This is a genomic window from Actinophytocola sp., from assembly GCF_036378875.1.
GTDB lineage: Bacteria > Actinomycetota > Actinomycetes > Mycobacteriales > Pseudonocardiaceae > Actinophytocola.
In genome coordinates this window covers 1-21,527 of the sequence record NZ_DASUVO010000113.1, presented here as the reverse complement: position 1 = coordinate 21,527, position 21,527 = coordinate 1, and the positions used below count along the sequence as shown (strand labels likewise).

18 protein-coding genes and 1 pseudogene are annotated in these 21,527 nt (G+C 69.4%); 15 read left to right on the top strand and 4 right to left on the bottom strand.

What is annotated here, in order from left to right:
* The 7 genes and pseudogenes from VF106_RS33455 to VF106_RS33425 form a co-directional block, all read left to right on the top strand.
* Window positions 1-294, top strand: a pseudogene (locus tag VF106_RS33455) (hypothetical protein); the annotation flags it as partial.
* A 561-nt stretch (window positions 295-855) separates the two neighbouring features.
* On the top strand, window positions 856-2,133 hold the full coding sequence (locus VF106_RS33450; protein ID WP_330843918.1) for an SWIM zinc finger family protein: 1,278 nt from the start codon (window positions 856-858) through the stop codon (window positions 2,131-2,133).
* Between the two features lie 70 nt (window positions 2,134-2,203).
* On the top strand, window positions 2,204-3,622 hold the full coding sequence (locus VF106_RS33445; RefSeq protein ID WP_330843917.1) for a DUF5691 domain-containing protein: 1,419 nt from the start codon (window positions 2,204-2,206) through the stop codon (window positions 3,620-3,622).
* Complete coding sequence (locus VF106_RS33440; protein WP_330843916.1) at window positions 3,619-4,701, top strand: ATP-binding protein; 1,083 nt, start codon at window positions 3,619-3,621, stop codon at window positions 4,699-4,701. Before VF106_RS33445 ends, VF106_RS33440 begins: the two co-directional genes overlap by 4 nt.
* Complete coding sequence (locus VF106_RS33435) at window positions 4,683-6,896, top strand: DUF5682 family protein (protein WP_330843915.1); 2,214 nt, start codon at window positions 4,683-4,685, stop codon at window positions 6,894-6,896. Before VF106_RS33440 ends, VF106_RS33435 begins: the two co-directional genes overlap by 19 nt.
* Entirely contained in the window at window positions 6,893-8,047 is a 1,155-nt protein-coding gene (locus VF106_RS33430) for a VWA domain-containing protein (protein ID WP_330843914.1), read from the top strand. Before VF106_RS33435 ends, VF106_RS33430 begins: the two co-directional genes overlap by 4 nt.
* Before the next feature lie 40 nt (window positions 8,048-8,087).
* Window positions 8,088-9,953, top strand: a complete 1,866-nt coding sequence (locus VF106_RS33425) for a polysaccharide lyase family 7 protein (RefSeq protein WP_330843913.1) — start codon at window positions 8,088-8,090, stop codon at window positions 9,951-9,953.
* Between the two features lie 414 nt (window positions 9,954-10,367).
* Here VF106_RS33425 and VF106_RS33420 read toward each other — a convergent pair whose 3' ends face one another.
* The gene (locus VF106_RS33420; protein ID WP_330843912.1) at window positions 10,368-10,706 is read right to left on the bottom strand and encodes a hypothetical protein; all 339 of its coding nucleotides are present in this window, start codon (window positions 10,704-10,706) and stop codon (window positions 10,368-10,370) included.
* A gap of 86 nt (window positions 10,707-10,792) precedes the next feature.
* Between VF106_RS33420 and VF106_RS33415 the strand changes: the two genes are divergently transcribed.
* The 4 genes from VF106_RS33415 to VF106_RS33400 are packed head-to-tail and all read left to right on the top strand — an operon-like array spanning window position 10,793 to window position 13,234.
* Window positions 10,793-11,641 (top strand): helix-turn-helix domain-containing protein, encoded by an 849-nt coding sequence (locus tag VF106_RS33415; RefSeq protein WP_330843911.1) that lies wholly within the window; start codon window positions 10,793-10,795, stop codon window positions 11,639-11,641.
* 14 nt (window positions 11,642-11,655) lie between these two features.
* Window positions 11,656-11,853 (top strand): DUF397 domain-containing protein, encoded by a 198-nt coding sequence (locus VF106_RS33410; RefSeq protein ID WP_330843910.1) that lies wholly within the window; start codon window positions 11,656-11,658, stop codon window positions 11,851-11,853.
* 25 nt (window positions 11,854-11,878) lie between these two features.
* The gene (locus VF106_RS33405) at window positions 11,879-12,259 is read left to right on the top strand and encodes a VOC family protein (RefSeq protein ID WP_330843909.1); all 381 of its coding nucleotides are present in this window, start codon (window positions 11,879-11,881) and stop codon (window positions 12,257-12,259) included.
* A gap of 18 nt (window positions 12,260-12,277) precedes the next feature.
* Window positions 12,278-13,234, top strand: coding sequence for an acetylxylan esterase (locus VF106_RS33400; RefSeq protein WP_330843908.1), 957 nt, complete (start codon window positions 12,278-12,280; stop codon window positions 13,232-13,234).
* On the opposite strand, the gene VF106_RS33395 is transcribed toward VF106_RS33400, so the two are convergent.
* The 3 genes from VF106_RS33395 to VF106_RS33385 all read right to left on the bottom strand — a co-directional run bounded on the left by VF106_RS33395 (window position 13,210) and on the right by VF106_RS33385 (window position 16,138).
* Window positions 13,210-14,289: an MFS transporter gene (locus VF106_RS33395; RefSeq protein WP_330843907.1), complete on the bottom strand. Its 1,080-nt coding sequence runs from the start codon at window positions 14,287-14,289 to the stop codon at window positions 13,210-13,212. The genes VF106_RS33400 and VF106_RS33395 overlap by 25 nt on opposite strands.
* A gap of 10 nt (window positions 14,290-14,299) precedes the next feature.
* Complete coding sequence (locus tag VF106_RS33390; RefSeq protein ID WP_330843906.1) at window positions 14,300-15,373, bottom strand: carboxylate-amine ligase; 1,074 nt, start codon at window positions 15,371-15,373, stop codon at window positions 14,300-14,302.
* 93 nt (window positions 15,374-15,466) lie between these two features.
* Window positions 15,467-16,138 carry an LAVTG motif-containing sortase-dependent surface protein gene (locus VF106_RS33385; protein ID WP_330843905.1) on the bottom strand — a complete coding sequence of 224 codons (672 nt, stop codon included), beginning with the start codon at window positions 16,136-16,138 and terminating at the stop codon, window positions 15,467-15,469.
* Between the two features lie 294 nt (window positions 16,139-16,432).
* Here VF106_RS33385 and VF106_RS33380 point away from each other — a divergent pair, with 294 nt between their 5' ends.
* The 4 genes from VF106_RS33380 to VF106_RS33365 are packed head-to-tail and all read left to right on the top strand — an operon-like array spanning window position 16,433 to window position 20,874.
* Complete coding sequence (locus tag VF106_RS33380) at window positions 16,433-16,936, top strand: 2Fe-2S iron-sulfur cluster-binding protein (protein ID WP_330843904.1); 504 nt, start codon at window positions 16,433-16,435, stop codon at window positions 16,934-16,936.
* Window positions 16,933-17,925: an FAD binding domain-containing protein gene (locus VF106_RS33375; RefSeq protein WP_330843903.1), complete on the top strand. Its 993-nt coding sequence runs from the start codon at window positions 16,933-16,935 to the stop codon at window positions 17,923-17,925. Before VF106_RS33380 ends, VF106_RS33375 begins: the two co-directional genes overlap by 4 nt.
* Entirely contained in the window at window positions 17,922-20,153 is a 2,232-nt protein-coding gene (locus VF106_RS33370) for a xanthine dehydrogenase family protein molybdopterin-binding subunit (protein WP_330843902.1), read from the top strand. Before VF106_RS33375 ends, VF106_RS33370 begins: the two co-directional genes overlap by 4 nt.
* A gap of 49 nt (window positions 20,154-20,202) precedes the next feature.
* On the top strand, window positions 20,203-20,874 hold the full coding sequence (locus VF106_RS33365) for a TetR/AcrR family transcriptional regulator (RefSeq protein ID WP_330843901.1): 672 nt from the start codon (window positions 20,203-20,205) through the stop codon (window positions 20,872-20,874).
* Window positions 20,875-21,527: the final 653 nt, after the last annotated feature.

Genomic DNA, 21,527 nt, shown 5'->3' with positions numbered 1-21,527 from the left:
CGCGGCCGGGCAGAGCGCGGCCGGCGGGCCGGCCGCGGGCGGCCGGGCCGGGCGCAGCCGGCGGGTGGCGAGCGCGGGCGGACGGCGGACAGCCGGCGGACAGCCGGCGGGCGGCAGGGCGCGGCCGACAGGCGGCAGGCGGGCGGCAGGGCGCGGCCGGCAGGCAAGGGCGCGGGCGGCCGGGCAGGGCGCGGTCAGCGGCCGGGCAGGGCGCGGGCGGCGGGTGGCGAGCGCGGACAGCCGGCGGGCGGTAGGGCGCGGCCGGCAGGCGTCATGGTCGGGCTTCGGCGTTAGGGTGAGGGCGTTGTCCGCCTGGCCAGCATGGAATGCGGCCCAGGCTCGCAATGCCTGGCGTGTGTGGTTTGCCCGTAGGAGCGAACCCTCGATATGGGGTCAGCGGTGGGTCGAGGCTCAATGTCCTGAGGGGCACCCTCGGGGCGTCAGGCCACAGCGCCTGGCAATCGTGCGGTTGGAAATTCGCGCGGCGGCGACGGGTGCGGCCGGTGCCCTGAAAGACGCGATCGAGACGTTCAACGACATGAGCGCGTCTTTCAGGACATCAGCTCGATGCAGCTCCAGCGCCTCCTGCCAGGTACGTGATGCCCAGCTCCCTGGCCAGGTCGAGCGCCTCCCGGTAGTGGTGTTCGCCTCGATCAGCAACACCGCCAACACGCACTGCTGCCCGTCGAACCACGCCTCGACGCTGCCGAGCAAGCGAAACCGACCCCACGAAGCCCCTCCAGACAGCAGCCCACGAACACCTGGCGACATCCGGCGTTGTCGGTGCTTCCGGATAGTCTGGCGAACGGCAGGGCAGGCACGGGAAGGATTGTGAGTTTGGGATCGCGGTGGTCGGTGGCTCAAGTGCTCGCGCTGGCACCGGACGCCAGTTCCGGCAAGGCCGCGCGCGGGCTCGCCAACCCCCGTACCTGGTCCGATCTGGGCAGCAACGAGTCGCTGGTCTGGGGCAAGTGCCAGGGCAGCGCCCGCGCGCCCTACCAGGTCACGGTCGACCTGACCGAGCCTGCTTTCCGGTGCACCTGTCCCAGCCGCAAGCTCCCCTGCAAGCACGGGTTGGCGCTGCTCCTGATGTGGTCCGCCAACAACGGGGTGGTCGCCGATCTGGAGAGCGCCGAACCCTTCGCCGCCGACTGGGCCGCGCAGCGCGCCAGCCGGCACGCCACCGCCTCCGCCAGAACCGCACCCGACCCCGAAGCGCAGGCCAAGCGGCTCGCGGAGCGTGAGTCGCTCATGTCCGCGGGTATCGACGACTTCGAGCGCTGGCTGCATGACGTGGTCCGGCAAGGGCTGGCCAGCGCACGGCGGCAGCCGCCCAGTTTCTGGGACACCGCCGGGGCCCGGCTCGTCGACGCACAGCTTCCCGGGCTCGGCGACCGGGTCCGTGCGATGGGCAGCAACATCCATGCCCGCAACGACTGGGCGCCGCATCTGCTCGGCGAGCTGGGGCGCTGGCACCTCGCGGTCAAGGCGTGGCGGCGGCGCGGCGAACTCGACGAAGCCGCCATGGGTGACCTCCGCGCCGTCCTCGGGTGGGCGCGTCGGCGCGACGAGATCGGCGACCGGGTCACCGACCGGTGGTGGGTCGTCGGCCTCAGCCAGGAGGAGGACGAGCGGCTGCTGTCCCAGCGGACCTGGCTCCACGGCGAGCGCACCGGCGAAACCGTCGTGTTGCTGGACTTCGCCGCCGCCGGGCAGGCGTTGAAGATCGCGCACGTGCTCGGCTCCATTGTGGACGGCGAGGTGGCTCGGTACCCCGGCGGCGAGCCCCGGCGCGCGTTGCTCACCGGCGACGAGCCCAAGGTCACCCAGGGCGCCGGCCTGCCACACGCCACCGACGTGCGCACCGCCCTCGGCCACACCGCCCGCTGGCTCGCCGGCAACCCGTGGCTGCGCCGCATCCCCATGGCCCTCGCCGGCATGACGGTCCTGCCCGGTGACCCGCCACAGCTCGTCGACCGGACCGGCGCCGCGCTCACCCTCGCGCCCGACACCGACATCTGGCAGCTCCTCGCCCTCTCCGGCGGCCACCCCGTCTCGGTGTTCGGCGAGTGGATCGACGAACGCCTCCACCCACTGAGCGTGGAGATCGACGATCGGCTGGTTTCTCTGTGAGCGGAGCTTGCGTAGCGAACCATCGGCACCACGCCGACGAGCGACCTCACCGAGCCTGCGAGGGGAGGACGTGAGCGGCGTGACCACGTGGGACGATCTCCTCAGTGCCGCGCTCGTTGGCACCAGTCGGCGCACGTTCGCGCTCGACCAGCTCGCCATCCCGGGCGCCGAGCGTGTCGAGGCCGACTCGGCCGAGGCGGCCGTCCTCGCCGGGGCCGCGCTCGCCGCCGGATACCGGCGTGCCGGTTGGACTCCGCCCACCTGGCGTGGGACCCCGCCCCCACCCGCCGCACCCGATGACCGCCCCGAGTGCTCCCCCGCCGCCGCCCAGCTCCTCGAAATCATGCTCAACCGCGGCATCCGCGTCGAGGGTGGGCCCGAACTGCTCGTCCTCCACTGGCTCACCACCGCCCGTGACGCCGGACAGCGGCCGCCCTACCGGATGATCGTCGATCTGCTCCGGTTCGGCACCGCCAACACCGCCACCCGCCCTCTGACCAGGCACGCCATCGGTCCGCGCGGCGCCTGGCTCGCTCGGCACAATCCCGTGTGGAGCTGGGCAGCGACCGTGCCGCCGCAGGACGTGGTCGAGCGGTTCGCCACCGGCACCCGCGCCGACCGGATCGCCCTGCTGGGTGACCTGCGGGCCACCGAACCGGACTTCGCCCGCACGCTCATCGAGGACACCTGGGGCGACGAGCAGGCCGCGACTCGTGCCAGCCTCCTCGACTGTCTCCACATCGGACTGTCCACCAACGACGAACCGCTGCTCGAACAGGCCCTCGACGACCGTGCCGCCACGGTCCGCGCGGCCGCCGCAGCGCTGCTCGACCGCCTGCCCGAGTCGGCGCGCGGGCAACGCATGGCGGCCCGCGCCATGCGACTCAACAAGAAGCGCGCCACGTTCGAGCTGCCGGACGAACCCGATCAGGAGGCGCGCCGCGACGGCATCAGCGACCATCGCGAACCGGGGTACGGTCGGGCCGCGTCCTGGCTCGTCCAGATCCTCGCCGCCACCCCACTGTCCACCTGGGACACCGAACTGATTCCGGAGGCGGATCCCGAGGTCCTCATCGGCTGGACGAAAGCCGCGCTGCGCCAACGCGACCAGGAGTGGTTGACCGCGCTCGCCGAGCACCAGCCGGGGCCGGAGCTGATCGCGGCGCTCACCCCGGAGGCCGCCACCGCCATCCTCGACCGGCAGAAGAAGCTCGACGCCCGCTTCGGCGGTCTCCTTGCCGCCGCGCCCGGCCCGTGGCCGCCGCGGTTCTCCACCGACATCGTCAACCGCCTCCGTGCCGCGAAGGCCGACAACGTCCTACAGCTGGCTGCGGCGGCGTTCGCCGAGCACCTGCACCCGTCCGCGCTCGCCGCCGTCGAGGCGTGGCTCCTCACCGCCGACCCCGACCGCAAGGCCACGCGCCGCATCCTGCGCGGCATCGCCCACGCGCTGACCGTCCGAGCAACCATCCTCCAGGAGTTCCAATGAGCACCGAGGTGCTGAGGGCACACGCCGAGCAGCAGCACGCCGACGAGCTGGCGGTACTCGCCAAGACCGACGACCGGCCGCGGCCGCCCAACTGGAAGCTGTCGCCGTGGGCGGTCGCCACCTACGTGCTCGGCGGCGAGGCACCCGACGGCACGCCGATCTCGCCGAAGTACCTGGGTTCGCGAAGGCTCATCGAGGTCGCGATCGCCACGCTGGCCACCGACCGCGCGCTGCTCCTCCTCGGTGTGCCGGGCACCGCCAAGACCTGGCTGTCCGAACACCTGGCCGCCGCGATCTCCGGGGACTCCACCCAGCTCGTGCAGGGCACGTCCGGCACCGCGGAGGAGTCCATCCGGTACGGCTGGAACTACGCCCGCCTCCTCGCTGAAGGCCCGTCACCGCAGGCTATCGTCGCCAGCCCGGTCCTGCGGGCCATGGAAACCGGTGGTATCGCGCGGATCGAGGAGCTGACCCGTATCCCGTCGGACGTGCAGGACGCGTTGATCACGATCCTGTCCGAGAAGACGCTGCCGATTCCCGAGCTGGACAGCGAGGTCCAGGCCCTCTCCGGCTTCAACATCATCGCCACCGCGAACGACCGGGACCGCGGCGTCAACGACCTGTCCGCCGCGCTCAAGCGCCGGTTCAACGTCGTCATCCTGCCGCTGCCGGACGACACCGAGTCCGAGGTGGAGATCGTCCGGCTGCGGGTGCAACAGCTCGGTCAGACGCTGAAGCTGCCGGCGGAGCTGGAGACCATCGACGAGATCCGCCGGGTGGTCACCGTTTTCCGCGAGCTGCGGGACGGCGTCACCGGCGATGGCCGCACGAAGATCAAGTCGCCGTCCGGCACGCTGTCCACCGCCGAGGCCATCTCGGTGATCACGAGCGGCATCGCGCTGGCCGCGCACTTCGGTGACGGCGTGGTTCGCGCCGGCGACGTGGCGGCGGGCCTGCACGGCGCCGTCGTCAAGGATCCGGTGCAGGACCGGATCGTCTGGCAGGAGTACCTCGAAGCCGTGGTTCGGGAGCGCAAGCCGTGGAACGACCTCTACCGGGCATGCCGCGAGCTGGTGTGACGGCCGCCGACGAGCGGGTTCACGTACTCGGGATCCGCCACCACGGCCCGGGTTCCGCCCGCGCGGTCGCCGATGCGCTCGCACAGCTCGATCCGCAGATCGTGCTGATTGAGGGGCCGCCGGAACTGGACTCGGTGGCGCCGCTCGCCGCGACCCACGGCATGCGGCCCCCGGTCGCCGGGCTGGTGTACGCGGTGGACGCGCCTGCCACGGCCAGCTTCTACCCGATGGCGGTGTTCTCCCCCGAGTGGGTGGCGCTGCGGTGGGCGCTCGAACACGACCGCGAGGTCCGCTTCCTCGACCTGCCGGCCAATGTCGCGCTCGTGCTGGACGACAAGGAAGATCCCGAAGCAGAACCGCCGATGGATCCCATCAGGACACTCGCCGAGGCGGCCGGGTTCGACGATCCGGAACGTTGGTGGGAGGACGCGGTCGAGCTGCGCTATCACGGTCTCGACGTGTTCGACGCGGTTCTCGACGCCATGCGGACGCTCCGCGAGGGCCACATCCCGGACCTGCGCACACAGCGCAGGGAAGCCGCGATGCGCCGCGTGCTGCGGGCCGCGTTGCGCAGTGAGGCGAACACGATCGCGGTCGTGTGCGGCGCCTGGCACGCACCGGTCCTCGTCCCGTCGTCGTTCCCGACACAGACGTCGGACAGCCAGTTGCTGAAAGGCCTACGCACCACCAAGGTCGCGGCCACCTGGGTGCCGTGGACGTCGACGCGGCTCGCCAGGATGAGCGGCTACGGCGCCGGCATCGAGTCGCCCGGCTGGTACCACCACCTGTTCACCGCGAAGGACGAGGTCGTCGGCCGCTGGCTCGTCCGGGTCGCGCACCTGCTGCGGCGCGAGCAGCACGATGTGTCGTCGGCGTCGGTCATCGAGGCGGTCCGGCTGGCGTACACGCTCGCCGCACTGCGCAACCGGCCGCATCCCGGTCTCCCCGAGGTCCTCGAATCCTGCCAGGCGGTCCTCTGTGGTGGGTCGGACGTCCCGATGCGACTGGTGGCCCGCAAGCTGCTGGTCGGCGACATCCTGGGCCGCGTGTCACCCGAGACGCCCATGGTGCCGCTCGCCATGGACCTCGCCGCCACCCGCAAACGCTTGCGCCTCAAGCAGAGCGCGGCCCAGCAGGACATGGACCTCGACCTGCGCACGGCCTCCCACCTCGAACGCAGCAAGCTCTTCCACCGGCTGCTTCTGCTCGACATCCCGTGGGCGGAGCCGGCCGAGACCTCCCGCACCAAGGGCACGTTCCGCGAATCGTGGATCCTGGAGTGGAAGCCGGAACTGGAGGTCGCGCTCATCGAGGCGAGCGGCTACGGCACGACCATCGAGTCAGCCACGACGGCCGTGGTCGCGCAACGCACCACCGAGGCCGACATCGCCGTGCTGAGCGTGCTCGTCGAAACCACACTGACCGCGGACCTGCCGGAGGCACTGTCCATCGTGCTCGCGGCCCTCGACGAACGCGCCGCTCGCCAGCACGACACGACCCGGCTGATGGCCGCGGTCGAACCCATGGCCCGGGTGCGCCGGTACGGCAACGTGCGCCGGTCCGACACGGAGTTGGTGCAGCGGGTGCTGACCGGCATCGTCACCCGCATCGCGGTCGGCCTGCCCGCGGCGTGCACGGCGCTCGACGAGGACGCCGCGGCCGACGTGCGCGACCTGCTCGACAGCGTGCAGCGGGGCATCGGGCTGCTCGACCAGCAGGACCTGCGCGAGGTCTGGTACAGCGCGCTGTCGTCGGTCGCGGACCGGCTCGGCGTGCCGGGGCTGATCGCGGGTCGCGCGGTGCGGCTGCTGCTGGACGCCGGGCTGCTGGAGGTGCCCGATGCGGCGGGCCGTCTGTCCCGCCAGCTGTCCCTCGCCGCCGACGCCAACCAGGCCGCGGGCTGGCTCGACGGGTTCCTGTCCGGCGAGGCGGCGTTGCTGGTGCACGAGCCGGAACTGCTGGAGATCGTCGACGAATGGGCGACCCGTGTGGACGCCGAGTTGTTCGACCACCTGCTTCCCTTGCTGCGCAGGACGTTCTCGGCGTTCACGGCCACCGAGCGACGCGACATCGGGCTGCGCGTCAGGCGCATCGACCGGGGCGAGGGCGCGTCGGGGGTCCGCGCGGACGGCGCGGACCTGGACCACGAACGCGCGGCTCTGGTCGTGCCGAGGATTCTGGAGCTGCTGCGATGAGCGAACGGCTGCGCCGCTGGCGGATGATCCTCGGCGGCGAGGACGCGGACGGCACCGGTGTCTCACTGTCCGGTGTGGACGCCAAGCGCGACTCGACGCTGAAGGCGTTGTACGACCAGGAAGAGGACCGTCGCGGTGGTCTTGGCAGCTCGTCGCCGAGGGTGGCGCGGTGGCTGGGCGACATCCGCGGCTACTTCCCCAGTTCGGTCGTCCAGGTCATGCAACGCGACGCCATGGACCGACTCGGTCTGCGTGAGCTGCTGCTGGAGCCGGAACTGCTCGAGTCCGTCCAACCGGACGTGCACCTGGTCGGCACGCTGCTGTCGCTCAACAGAGCCATTCCCGAGCGGTCAAGGGACACCGCCCGCGCGGTGGTCCGCAAGGTGGTCGACGACCTGGAAAAGCGGCTCGCGCAGCCGACCAGGCAGGCGGTGAGCGGCGCGCTGCACCGGGCCAACCGCACGCACCGCCCACGCCAGTCCGACATCGACTGGAACCGCACGATCCTCGCGAACCTCAAGCACTACCAGCCGGAACAACGCACGGTCGTGCCCGAACGCCTGATCGGCTACGGGCGGCGACTGCCGAACGTCAGCAAGCAGATCGTGCTGTGCCTTGACCAGAGCGGCTCGATGGCCACCTCGGTGGTGTACGCCAGCGTGTTCGGGGCGGTGTTGGCCTCGATTCGTTCGCTGCGCACGCAGATCATCGCGTTCGACACGTCGGTGGTCGACCTGACCGACTCGCTGTCCGACCCGGTCGAGCTGCTGTTCGGCATCCAGCTGGGCGGCGGCACCGACATCAACGCGGCCCTCGCCTACTGCCAGACCAGGATCGAGGCACCACGCGACACCGTGCTCGTGCTGATCAGCGACCTGTACGAGGGCGGCAACGAGGAGGAGATGCTGCAACGCGCCCAGGTGCTGAAGGCGGACGGCGTGCAGGTCGTCTGTCTGCTGGCGCTGAGCGACGACGGCGCGCCGGCGTACGACCACGACAACGCGGCAGCGCTCGCGGCCATGGGCATCCCGACGTTCGCGTGCACCCCGGACAAGTTCCCGGACCTGATGTCCACCGCGATCCAGAACCAGGACATCACGACGTGGGCCGCGACGAACGACATCCCGGTGGCGTCCCCGCCCGAGGAGTAGCTCGGGACCGGTCCCAAGAAGTTTCGCCACGCTGTGCGCCATGAGACGAACGCATCGTGCAGTGACGGTGGTGGCGTTCGCGGTCGGCGTCGCGGGGATGTCCCTCCCGCTCGCGTCGGCGGCGGGTTCCCCCGTGCCGGTCACGGGGGTCACGGCGAGCGGGGACGACGGCAACGTGCCGGCCAACACCCTCGACAACGACCTGAGTACCCGCTGGTCGGCGCAGGGCGACGGGGTGTGGATCCGCTACGACCTCGGCTCACCGCAAACGATTGGCTCCGTGTCGATCGCCTGGCACAAGGGGGACACGCGAAGAGACACGTTCGACGTCCAGCTGTCCGACGACGGCTCGGCGTGGACGACCGTGCTCGCCAGGACGACCACCAGCGGCACCACCCTCCAGCCCCAGAACTACGACTTCGCCGACCGGTCCGCCCGGTACCTGCGCATCGTCGGCCACGGCAACACGGTCAACAACTGGACCAGCATCACCGAGACCGCGATCAACGACGCCGACGGCGGCACCGCCTGTGCGTACCCGGCCGACGTGCTAGACCTGACGAACTGGTACATCGGGTTGCCGATCGGTGAGGACGAGAAGCCGACCAACGTCGAGCAGCCGGCGCTCGACACGTACGCGATCAACCCGTGGTTCGTCGCGACGCCGAACTGCGACGCGGTCCAGTTCCGTGCCGCCGTCAACGGGGTCACGACCAGCGGCTCCAGCTACCCCCGCTCGGAACTCCGCGAGATGTCCGGCGCGGACAAGGCGAGCTGGTCGTCGACCTCGGGCACGCACACGATGGTGATCGAGCAGGCCATCACGGCGCGGCCGCAGGGCAGGCCGAACGTCGTCGCCGGGCAGATCCACGACGCCGACGACGACGTCACGGTCTTCCGCCTGGAAGGCACCAGGCTGTACATCACCGACGGCGACGACAGCCGCCACCACCTGGTGACGGAGAACTACGTGCTGGGCACCAGGTTCCAGGCGAAGTTCGAGGTCAGCGACGGCCAGATCAAGGTCTACTACAACAACACGCTGCAGACGACGATCGAGAAGGACTTCTCCGGCGGCTACTTCAAGGCAGGCGCGTACACGCAGGCCAACTGCGACAACGCGCCGCCGTGCAGTGACAGCAACTACGGCGAGGTCAAGATCTACGACCTGAACGTCACCCACGAGCAACCGACGGACGAGACACAGGCCGCGGTGAAGTACGGCTGGGGCGAGCCGCTGCCGATCTCCGATGAGTTCAACTATTCGGGCCCGGTCGACTCAGCGAAGTGGGGGGTCCCGTCGGGCACCGAGGGCGGCACCGCCGGCTGCTGGCCGGGCCACAGCGGGAACGGTCGCCGCTGTGCCAAGAACTCCACGGTGGGCGGCGGCATCATGACCATGACCGGCGAGGCCAACGGCGACACGGGTTGGCTCCGGCAGAAGCGTGACGAGCAGTACGGAAAGTGGGAGATCCGTTCCCGCTCACGGAACACCGGCTCGTCCGGCGGGCTGTACCACGCACTGCACCTGATCTGGCCCAGCTCGGGCAAGCGGCTGGAGGACGGCGAGTACGACTTCGTCGAGTACTCCAACCCCGACGCGCAGTGCCTCACCGCGTTCCTGCACTACCCGCAGAGCCCTTCGGACCAGAAGGAACGCGAGGACCTCTGCCCGATGGACATGACCCAGTGGCACAACTTCGCGTTCGAATGGACCCCCGACGCGCTGGTCGGCTACGTCGACGGCGTGGAGTGGTTCCGCCATGCCAACGGCGCGAACGACGACCGAGGCGACATCCAGACCATGCCGTCCGGACGCCTCAACATCCAACTCGACAACTTCACCGGCGCCAGCGGCCTACGACCGGCGGTGTTCGAGGTGGACTGGGTCCGCGTGTACGAATGAGGGATGCCCGTCGAGGCGTCACGCCGCCCCGCACTTGAGCGACGGCGCAGTCCCGCCCCGGTGTCCCGAAAGACGCGTTGCTGACGCTCAATGACCCGTCTTTCGGGACACCGCCCCGCGACTCGTGGATCGCGGGCGCGGTCCTGCCTTGGCGCACGAGTGTCCCATTCGCTCGCACTCGTCGGCGAAAGTTGTCCACAGGCCTTGCCGACCAGGGCTTTTGTCCCCGCCGCTTGGTACGATGGCCTCGGGGTGGCCCCCCGGGTATGGGTGGGGGATGCCTACGCAACCATCTGTGTTGGCGTTGATCATGAACCCGCTTACTCGTTGATGTGAGGTCATTTTCGGGGCGTTGAACATCCCGAGGGTGCTCTTCACGGCCGGTCGAGGTGGCGTGATGAGGGGAGGACGGGTTCAACGCGCAGCCACCAGCTCGAATTCTGTTTTGCCCGAGTTCTGCGGCCAGCGGGACGTCTGGTCCACATGGGACAGTCCGGAGTCGGCCCTCGCCCGCAGGTGTTCGATGAGCGTGTGCCGCGCCGCGTGAAGGGCTTCCACCAGCCGGAGGCACGTGTCCGGATGATCGACGACGAGGCGCAGGGTGGCACCACCGGCCCGGTAGTCCCCGAGCGCGATCTCAACGAGATTGTCGGCGGGGTACAGGTCGATGTATATCGGGCAGTCGCGGCTTACGTGGGTGTACTGGTCACTCCGCAGGTAATCCATGCTTTCACTGTCGAGCCACCAGCTCACGGTCGCAAGTTGGAATTATCTGAAAACTTTCACTTCACTCGATTGGGTGACCGCAGGCCCGGTTTCGTACCTCGTATGCTTTGCCGGTGACTGAATACGTGCCCAACATGCGGATGAGGCGGGTCGCCCGCACCTTGCTGAACTGGCGTGAAAGCCGGGACATCAACGCCGCCGATATCGCCAGGAAAGCCGGCTGGTCCGGTGCCAAACAAAGCCGCCTGGAGAACGCGACCCAGCCCATTCAACCGGCACAGGTCATCACGCTCGCCCTCCTCTACGAGATCCCCGAGGCCGAGCGCGACACGGTGTTCACCGCCTGCCTCGCCGCGCAGGAGCGCGGTTGGTGGGAGACGGTCAGCGGGGAGGCACTGGTCGCGGACGTCCGCGACTACGTCGACTTCGAGTCGGTGGCGACGACCGTGCGCACCTTCAAGATCGACCTCGTGCCCGGACTGATGCAGACACCACGGTACGCAGCGGCCATCGGCGAGGCCTTCCTGCCGCCGGCTACCGCCGAAGTCGTGCGGGAGCGCGTGGATGTCCGGGCCAAACGTCAGGAACTGCTCGATGGCGAAAACCCGATCCAAGTGGAAGCTGTGCTCACCGAGGGAGCGCTGCGCGTCGAGGTCGGCGGTCCCGAGGTGATGCGAGAACAACTCGACCGGCTGGCCGAACTCAGCAAGCTGACCAACGTCGATCTGCGCGTGCTCCCAGCTACCAGCGCCTATCCGGCGATGGGCACACCGTTCAGCATCCTGTCGTTCGACGGCACCTTCCCCGACGTGGGCTACATCGAGTTGCTCAGTAAGGGTGCCTACATCGAAGACGATGATCTCGAGCGATATCAGGTCAACTTCGCGGGACTGCAAAAGGTAGCATTGAACCAGAGCAAATCGCGCAATCTCATCACGGAGATCGCGCGAAGCCTGCGCTGACCGAGGAGATCACGGTGCCCACCGCTGACCTGACCAATGCCGTCTGGCGTAAGAGCAGTCGCAGCAACGGCGGCGGCAATGAGTGCGTCGAAGTCGCCTTCGTGCACGGCGGCACCGCGTTACGCGACTCGAAGAACCCAGACGGCGGCAGCCTTGTCCTACCGGCCGCCAGTTGGCGGGCGTTCCTGTCCGATTCGTTCAAGACCCCATGACGGACGCGCCCGTAGCGTCTGGGGCATGACACCGAAACTCGACTGCATCGGCCTCGTCGTCGCGGACATGGGGGCCTCGCTCGCCTTCTACCGTCGACTTGGCTTCGACGTCCCCCTCGAACACGACACCGAACCGCACGTCGAGGCGGCACTGCCCGGCGGGATGCGGTTCACGTGGGACACCGTCGACACGATCCGGTCGTTCTATCCGGAGTGGACGAAGCCGACGGGTGGCAACAACGTGGGCCTCGCCTTCCGGTGCGAGGACGTCGACAAGACCTACCAGGAGCTGGTCGACGCGGGCTACACCGGCGAGAAGGAGCCCTGGGACGCCTTCTGGGGCCAGCGGTACGCGTGCGTCGAGGATCCCGACGGGAACATTGTGGACCTGTTCGCGCCGCTGTGATCAACATACAGTCGAGGCATGCCGCTGACCTTCGACATGCCGTTCGACGACCTGCTCACCTACCAGGGCAGCACGCCCCGCCCGGATGACTTCGACGAGTACTGGACGCGGGCACTCGCCGACCTCGCGAACCAACCCGCCGAGGTGGAGATCGTCCCCGCGGAGTTCCAGACGCCGTTCGCCCGGTGTTCCCACCTGTGGTTCACCGGGACGGGTGGCGCCCGCGTGCACGCGAAGCTCCTGCAGCCGGTCACGCCGGTGGGCCCCGCCGTCCTGGAGTTCCACGGCTACCGGGGCTTCTCGGGCGACTGGGTGAGCAAGCTGCCGTACGCGGCCCTCGGCCACACGGTGGCGTCGCTGGACATGCGGGGACAGGGTGGTCTCTCCATCGACGAGATCCCCGTGGCCGGCTGGGCGATGGCCAGCTACCTGCTGCGTGGCATCGACGACGTGCCGGACAACCTGCTCTACCGGCACCTGTACCTGGACGCCGCGCGGCTGGCCCAGATCGTGATGGGACTGGACGGCGTCGACCCGGACCGCGTCGGCGCCACCGGCTACAGCCAGGGCGGCGGGCTCACGCTGGCATGCGCGGCGCTCGTGCCAGGCGTCAAGATCGCCGCGCCGGTGTACCCGTTCCTGAGCGACTACCGACGGGCATGGCACCTGAACCTGGAGAAGGGGCCGTACGACGAGATCAGCGAGTACTTCCGTCGGCGCGACCCGCTGCACCGCCGTGAGCAGGAGGTGTTCACCCGGCTCGGATACGTGGACGTGCAGAACTTCGCGCCACGCGTCCGGGCCAGGACCGTGCTGACGGTGTCGCTGAACGACCGGACCTGCCCGCCGTCCACGCAGTTCGCCGCGTACAACAAGCTGACGTGCGAGAAGTCCTACCGCGTCTACCCGGACTTCGGGCACGACCGCCTACCCGGCACGGACGACGAGATCTACTCCCTGCTCTCGACACTCTGAGTCCGGACACGCAGGGCCACAACGATCGCCAGGCAGCTGGCCAGGGCCACCGCGACAAACAGTGGCAGTGCGAGGGCGGACGTGGTCTGCAGGCCGTAGCCGATGAGGGCCGGGATCGTCGCGTTGCCGAGCATGGCCACGGTGAGCACGACGGCGTTGACGCGCCGGGGATGCGGCAGGGTGTCCGCGATCCACGCGAGCGTGGTCGGGAAGACAGGCCCGGCGAACATCCCGAGCAGGAAGAACCCGACCGGCGCGCTGGCGGCGGGGGCGATCACGATGAGCCCACCGCCGCACGCGAGCAACGCGGTGACCAGGATCCGGGACGTGGACCAGGACCTGGTCACCACGGGCAGGAGCAGCCGCCCGGCGGCGAGGCCGAGCCAGAACAGCGAGGTGAGCGCGGCCGCGGTGTCCGGCGCGTACCCGTGGGCCCGCAGGTGTGTGGCCTCCCAGCTACCCAGTGCGGTCTCGACGCCCGCGTAGCAGAACAGCATGCCGCAGAAGAGAATCAGGACCGGGCTGACCGTGAGCCGCTCGTGCGAGGCGTTGGCGGCCGGCACAGGCATGCGGAGCGGCAGGGCGACCAGCACACCGACGGCGAGCACCGCGAACACGTAACCGCCGTGCGTGATGCTGATGAGCGCCGGTCCGGCGGCCGCGCCGAGCCCGAACACCCCGTTGACCATGGTCACGTGCGTCAGCCCGCTGGCGGCCATCACGGTGTTGACGATCAGCACGAGTCCACCGAACCCGAGACCGGCGACCGTGACGGCGAGCAGCGGGAAGGGCCAGGCTACGGGCAGAGCGAGCGCGACGAGTCCACTGAGGAACAGGCCGGCCGAGGTTAGATAGAGGGGACCTCGGGCCCACCGGTCGCTGAGTGCCCCACCCACGGCCGTGCTGACCAGGCTGCCGCCGAAGAACCCGGTGACGATCAGCCCCGCGGTGGCGGCATCGAGGTTTTCGCGGTCGCGCAGCAAGGGAATGAGTGGCCCGAGGGTTGCCTGGAACAGGCCGAGCAGACCGAAGACCACCGCACACCGAACAACCACTGGCCGAACTCTACGGGGCGTGCATGACCATCGCGTCGACGACGTCGGTCAGCTCGTGCCTGCGGTGGTAGGCGGTACGTTGACGGGCCGCGCCCGTGCCGCGCTCACGCAGGTGCGCGATCTCGGCCTTGACGAACTCGAGGCCGTCGCCGAGTACGGGCCGCAGGTGTTCGACCAGATCGTCCAGTTGGGACTGTACGGGGATGAGCTCACCGGTCACAGGATGCAGCGCCATGCCGCTCAGCCCCTCGCGGGACGCACGCCAGAGGTTGGCCCGCAGCACGGCCTGCGGCAGCGGGGGCGGCGGTGTGGTGGTGTCGAGCGCGCGGGCGACGAGCCCGCGGATGAGGGTGGCGAGCAGGGTCGCGTGTTCCGGGACGGCCGCGACGTCGCTGATCCGGAACTCGAGCGTCGGGTGCCGTTCGGAGAGGCGGATGTCCCAGTAGATCATCGCCCTGTCCATCAGTGCGCCACACCGCAGCATGCCGTCCACGATGGACTCGTACTCGTCGAGCCCGGCGAACAGCGGCGGCGGGCCGGACGACGGCCAGCGGGACCACTCCTGGTACCGCCAGCTGGCATAGCCGGTGTCCGTGCCGTCGAACGGTGAGTTGGCGGTGACGGTCAGCAGCAGCGGCAACCATGGCCGCACCTGGTTGCTGACCCGCACGCCGGTCTCGCGGTCCGGGATTCCGACGTGCACGTGACAGCCGCAGGTCGCGACGGAACGCACGGTGGCGCCGAACCACTCGGCCATCCGCAGGTAGCGGGGCTTCGGCGTGATCTCCTGCGGTTTGCTCTCCGGCACGATGGGACAGCCGCTGGGCAGCAGCCGAAGTCCCCGGCGGCCCGCGACCTCGGCCAGCTCGCCGCGGAGGTCGGTCAGCTGGCCGAGCAGCTCCTCCGGCGTCTGGCAGATGCCCGTGACCGCTTCGACCTGGCAGCGTTTCAGCTCCACCTCGAGGTCACCGTGGGCATCGGTGGTGGCGTCGGCCACCTCCGGGCCGTAGCGGGAAAGCCGGCCGTCCGCGCGAACGAGGAGGAATTCCTCCTCGACGCCCATCGTTAGCTGCCCTGCGGTCACAGACGAATTGTTACCCGAATTCCGGTTCGCACAAACGCTGAGGGCGGACCCGCACCCGCGCGGACCCGCCCTCAGCGTTCGTCGTTCTGTGGATCAGGCCTTGCTACGACGACGCATGACGAACAGCAGCACACCGCCACCGACCAGCAGCACCGCACCGATGCCCAGCGGCCAGGCGATGCTGGCGCCCGTGTTGGGCAGCGGCGGCTGCGTGACCTTGGTGGTCGTGGTGACCGGCGGCGGCGTCGTGGCCGGCCGCGCCGTGGTCGTGGTGGTGACCGGCGGGGCGGTGGTCGTGGTGGTGGTGACCGGCGGGACCGTCGTGGTGGTCGTCGTGGTCGTGGTGGTTGTGGTGGTGACCGGCGGGACCGTGGTCGTCGTGGTGGTGGTCGGCGGGACCGGAGGCTGTTGCGGGGTCACGCACGCCTCGACAACCTTGGTCACGTCCCTCGACCAGCCCTTGGACTTGGTCGGGTCATCCTGCGCCGTGATGGTCACCTTGAAGGTGTGTCTCACGGTCGCCGAAGTCGTGTAGACCTTGTCGTACGACTTGCCGAAGTCCTTGTCCTCCACCGTCGTGTCGTTGTCGACGATCTTGACGTGGTTCTTCTTGCCGTCGCGAACCTGGTAGTCCTTGAGGTTGACCGTCAAGGTCGTCGTCTCGCCCTTGCACTGCGCGCTGATGGTGGGAGTGTGCGCGCTGGCCGTGCCCGCGAAGCCGATGAGACCGGCGGCGGCGCCGGTCAGAACCACACCGAGAGCCACGCCGAAACGACGGCGCGGGGTCGAGATGAGTGCCAAGGGAAGCCTCCGGCTCATGCGTCACGTGGGGAAGGGGCGCCGGTAACTCTTGGACTACCAAGAGTCGCCGACCGCAAAAACAAGTGCGTACATTAGCCACCCTCCCGAGTGGACTTTCACCGGGTCCCCCAACGGAAAGCGCCTACTCCGTTCGCTCGATCGGGTGTGCCCCAAGCAGCCTCACCCACCATCGAGTTAACGCAACACCGTTGCCTTGTTAGCACAACGCCGTTGCGCTAACGTAGTCTCAATCACGACATGAACGGAGCGATCCAGGTGACCGAGGTACGGATGCGAGTCAACGGGACCACGCGTCCCGTGGAGCTGGAACCGAGGGTGAGCCTGCTGGACGCGTTACGGGAACACCTCGGCCTGACCGGCACGAAGAAGGGCTGCGACCAGGACGCGTGCGGCGCGTGCACGGTGCTGGTGGACGGCGAGCGAGTCCTGTCCTGCCTGGGTTTGGCGGTGCAGTACGAGGACCGCGAGATCACCACCATCGAGGGCGTCGACGACCCGTTACAGGCCGCGTTCGTTCGCCACGACGGCCTCCAGTGCGGCTACTGCACGTCGGGCCAGATCTGCTCGGCGCTGGGCATGCTGGCCGAACACCGGGCCGGCATGCCGAGCGCCGTCACCGAAGACGTGTCGACACACCCCACCCTGACCACGGACGAAATCCGCGAACGCATGAGCGGCAACCTGTGCCGCTGCGGCGCCTACAACGGCATCGTCGCCGCTATCGAGGAAACCGCGCGATGAAACCACTCACCTACCTGCGCCCGACGGACGTTCCCTCGGCGGTCGAAGCCATCGCCACGGCCCCGAACGCGAAGTTCCTTGGCGGTGGCACGAACCTGGTCGACCTCATGCGCGGGGACATCGAACAACCCGACACGGTCGTGGACGTGACCAGGCTGCCGCTGGCAGACGTCACCGAGCTTTCCAACGGCGCGTTGCACGTCGGCGCCCTGGTACGCAACAGCCATTTGGCAGCGCATCCGTTGATCCGAGGGCGCTACCCGATGCTGACGCAGGCGATCCTGGCCGGAGCGTCAGGCCAGCTCCGCAACATGGCAACCGTGGGCGGCAACCTCTTACAGCGCACCAGATGCCACTACTTCTACGACACCACGACGGCGTGCAACAAACGCACGCCGGGCACGGGTTGCGCGGCCCTGACCGGCTTCACCCGCAACCACGCGATCCTGGGCACCAGCACCCAGTGCATCGCCACCAGCCCGTCGGACATGTGCGTGGCGCTGACGGCGCTGGACGCGACCGTGGAGGTGGAAAGCACCCGAGGCTCCCGCCGCATCGCGATGGGCGACTTCCACGTGGAACCAGGCGACACCCCACACGTGGAAACGACGCTGGCGCCGGACGAACTCATCACCGCGGTCGAGCTACCACCCCTTGCGTTGGCAAGGAACTCGCGCTACCGCAAGGTCCGCGACCGGGCGTCGTACGCCTTCGCGCTGGTCTCGGTAGCGGCCGCGCTACGGGTAGAAGGCGACCGAGTAGCGGAAGCCCGCCTGGCACTGGGCGGTGTGGGCACCCGGCCGTGGCGTGCCACGAAAGCGGAGGAAGCACTGCGCGACGCGGCGGCCACGGACGAGTCCTTCATGGCAGCCGCGGACGCGGAGCTGGCGTCCGCACGCACCCAACCGGACAACGCCTTCAAGGTGGACCTGACACGCAGAACGATCGCGGCGACCCTGCGCACTCTCAGCCAAGGAGCGCAGAAATGACACAGGCACCACCCCAGCCCCCGCCGACCAGAACGCGGACCCGTGTCCTCGGCGAGCCGCTCAACCGCGTCGACGGCCACGTCAAGACGACCGGCGCCGCGCGTTTCTCCGCCGAGTACCACTACCCGGACATCGCGCACGCCGCGATCGTGCACGCCACGATCAGCCGTGGCCGCATCACCGCCATCGACGCCTCCGCCGCGCTTGACGTGCCCGGAGTACACGCGGTGATCACGCACGAGAACGCGCCTCGCATGCAACCGCCACCCAAGCCCAGCATCCTGAACCTCGCGACGCTGGCGAGCCCCACCTCGGTCAACTACCTCAACACCGACGAGGTCCACTGGAACGGCCAACCCATCGCGGTGGCCGTCGCCGAGACCCTGGACGCGGCGCGGGAAGCCGCCAGCCGGGTGCGCGTCACCTACGACGCCCAGCCGGCCACCGCCGACTTCGAGCGCGAGCAACCCAACGCCATCCCGCAGAAGAACAGCCCGATCATGCCTGCGTCGGGCAGCAAGGGAGACGCGGTCGCCGCACTCGCCGCGGCCGAGGTCTCGGTCGATCTGCGCTTCACCACACCGATGCAGAACCACAACGCGCTGGAACCGCACGCGACGACCGCCGCGTGGGACGGCGACACCCTCACCGTCCACGACAGCACGCAGGCCATCGACTGGACCCGGCAACACCTCGCGCACAAGTTCGGCATCAAGGCCGGCGACATCCGCGTCGTGTCCACATTCGTCGGAGGTGCGTTCGGCGGCAAGGGCAGCGTCTGGCCCGGCACGATCCTCGCCGTCCTCGCCGCCCGCGTCACCGGTCGACCCGTCCGGCTGATGCTCACCCGGGAAGGCGTCTACCGCACCGTCGGCGGCCGCACACCGTCGGCGCAACGGGTCGCGCTCGGCGCGGATCGCGACGGGCAGCTGACCGCGCTGATCCACTCGGGCGTCACGCAGGTCAGCCGGGTCGGCGGCGGGCCGGAGCAGGTCGTCTCGCAGTCCCGGCACCTGTACGACGCCGAGAACATCCTCGTGGAACAGAGCCAGGTGCCGCTCGACGCCCTACCCAACACCTCGATGCGGGCGCCCGGCGAGGCCATCGGTTCGTACGCGATCGAAGCAGCGATGGACGAGTTGGCGTACCGGCTCGACCTCGACCCGATCGAACTGCGCATGCGCAACGAACCAGACCGCGATCCCCTCACCGGCAAACTCTTCGCCCGCCGAGGACTCCGCGACGCCTATGCGCTCGGCGCGAAACAGTTCCGCTGGCAGGACCGCACCCCGGCACCCGGCTCCATGCGGGACGGCAGGTGGCTGGTCGGAATGGGTGTGGCGACCGCGTACCACCCGTCCTGGCAGTTCGGGGCCAACCTGACCGTGCGCATCGACGCCGACGGCACGGTGCTGGTGCGCTGCGCCTTCCATGAGATGGGCATGGGTGGCGCCACCGCGTACGCGCAGGTAGCGGCCCATGCGCTGGGCGTGCCGTTCGACGCCGTCCGAGTCGAGTACGGCGACACCGACCTGCCGATCGGGCCCGCCGCGGGTGGCTCCGCGCAGACCGCGAGCGTCACGTCGAGCATCCTGGAGGCGGCCGCGAAGCTGAAGCGTGACCTACGCAAGCTGGCACAGCGGGCGGGCGTGTCGCCAACCGAGCCACCGACCACGATCCTCACCCGTGCGGGCCGCGACCACCTCACCGCGACGGTCGGTTCGGACACCCGGCTCGGCCAAATCACCGGGCAGGTCCGGTTCATGACGAAGTTCCTCCGGGACCGCCGGCGGTACATGAAGGCGGCGTGCGGCGCCCACTTCTGCGAGGTGAAGGTCGACCAGGACACGGGTGAGATACGGGTGACCCGCTGGCTGGGCGTGTTCGACATCGGCACGGTCGTCAACGCGAAGACCGCGGCCAGCCAGCTCCGCGGCGGCATCGTGATGGGCATCGGCGCGGCCCTGGGCGAGGAAACCCTCGTGGACCGCGACACGGGCCGGATAGTGAACGCGAACCTGTCCGAGTACCACGTGCCGGTCCACGCCGACATCCCCCGCATCGACATCGAGTGCCTCGGCGACCCCGACCCGACCATGCCGCTTGGCGTGCTTGGCGCGGGCGAGGTCGGCATCGTCGGCGTGGCCGCCGCGGTGGCCAACGCCGTCCACCACGCCACGGGTCGCCGGGTCTACGACCTGCCGATCACATTGGACAAGGTCCTGTGAGCACGGAGATGTGCACGTGACTCGCCTCTGTCGTGGTTACCGTATGGCCATGTCGCGGGATCAGGACGACTTCCAGCGCGCGCGGCGCCCCGAGCAGAAGCGGCAACGCGAGACCGCCATCCTCGAGGCAGCGCTCAAACTCGCCCAGCGAGAAGGGATCCGCAACATCAGCCTGTCCGACATCGCAGGCGAGGTCGGCATGCACAAAACCGCGCTGCTCCGCTACTTCGAAACCCGAGAGGACATCTACCTACAACTCGCCATCGACGCGTGGCGAGACTGGGCAGACACCCTCGGCGACGAACTCAGGACACTGGAGCCCGGCGACGTCCCCGGAGTGGCCGAAGCATTCGGCCGCACACTGAGCGAACGCCCCTTCCTGTGCGACCTCTTCACCCACCTACCGCTCAACCTAGAACGCAACGTGTCAACCACCGCACTGTTCGGCTTCAAGCTCGCCGCCTACACCGGAGTCAAATCCCTGGCCGACGCCCTCCAGACCCCACTCCCAGACGTCCCAGAGAACGACAGCGCCGACCTGGTAGCCGCAGTAACCGCCATAGCCGGCCTCCTGTGGCAGGTGGTCCACCCCCCACAAGCAGTACTAGAGATCTACGCCGAAAACCCAACAATCGCCCACTCCTACAACGACTTCATCGCCACCATCACCCGCTTCACAGAAACCTTCATCCTCGGCGTACAGGCAAGAAACACCCGCTAACGCGCCGGAGCGGAGGTGGGCGGCCGGCGGGCGGACAGGCGGCCGGGCGGGCAAGCGGGCAGGCAGCCGGCAGGCAGGCGGCAGGCGGCCGATGGGCAGCGGGCGGGCTAGCGGCCCGGCGGGCAGGCGACCGGCCAGGCTCGGCGGGAGGGAGGCGAGCAGGCGGCTAGGTGGCGGGCAGGCGGCCGACGGGCAGGCGGGCCGGGTGGGCAAGCCGGCGGGCGGGCAAGCCGGCAAGCAAGCGGGCCAGCCGGGCGGGCCGGCAAGCCGGCGGCAGAGGGCCGGGCAGGCCGGCTGGGCAGGCAAGCGGGCGGCGCGAAAGCCCCTCCGCAGGCGGCGCGGCCAAGTAGGCCGGCGGCCAGGCAAGCGAGCCGGCAGGCCACAACCCACTTCCCGGGCGATCAAGCAAGTCCCTTCGTAGGCTGCGGCCAAGCAGGCCAGCAAGCAAACCGGCAGGCAGGCCACAGCCCGCTTCGCGGGCGATCACGCAAGCCCGCTTCGCGGTCGGCGCGGCCAGGCAAGCCGGCGGCTACACGGCCGGACAGACGGACCAGCCGGTCAGCAGGCGGACGAGCGGACAGGCGGGCGAGCAGCCAAAGCCAACTTCGCGGGCAATCACACAAACCCACTTCGCGGGCGGTCGCGTATGCCCG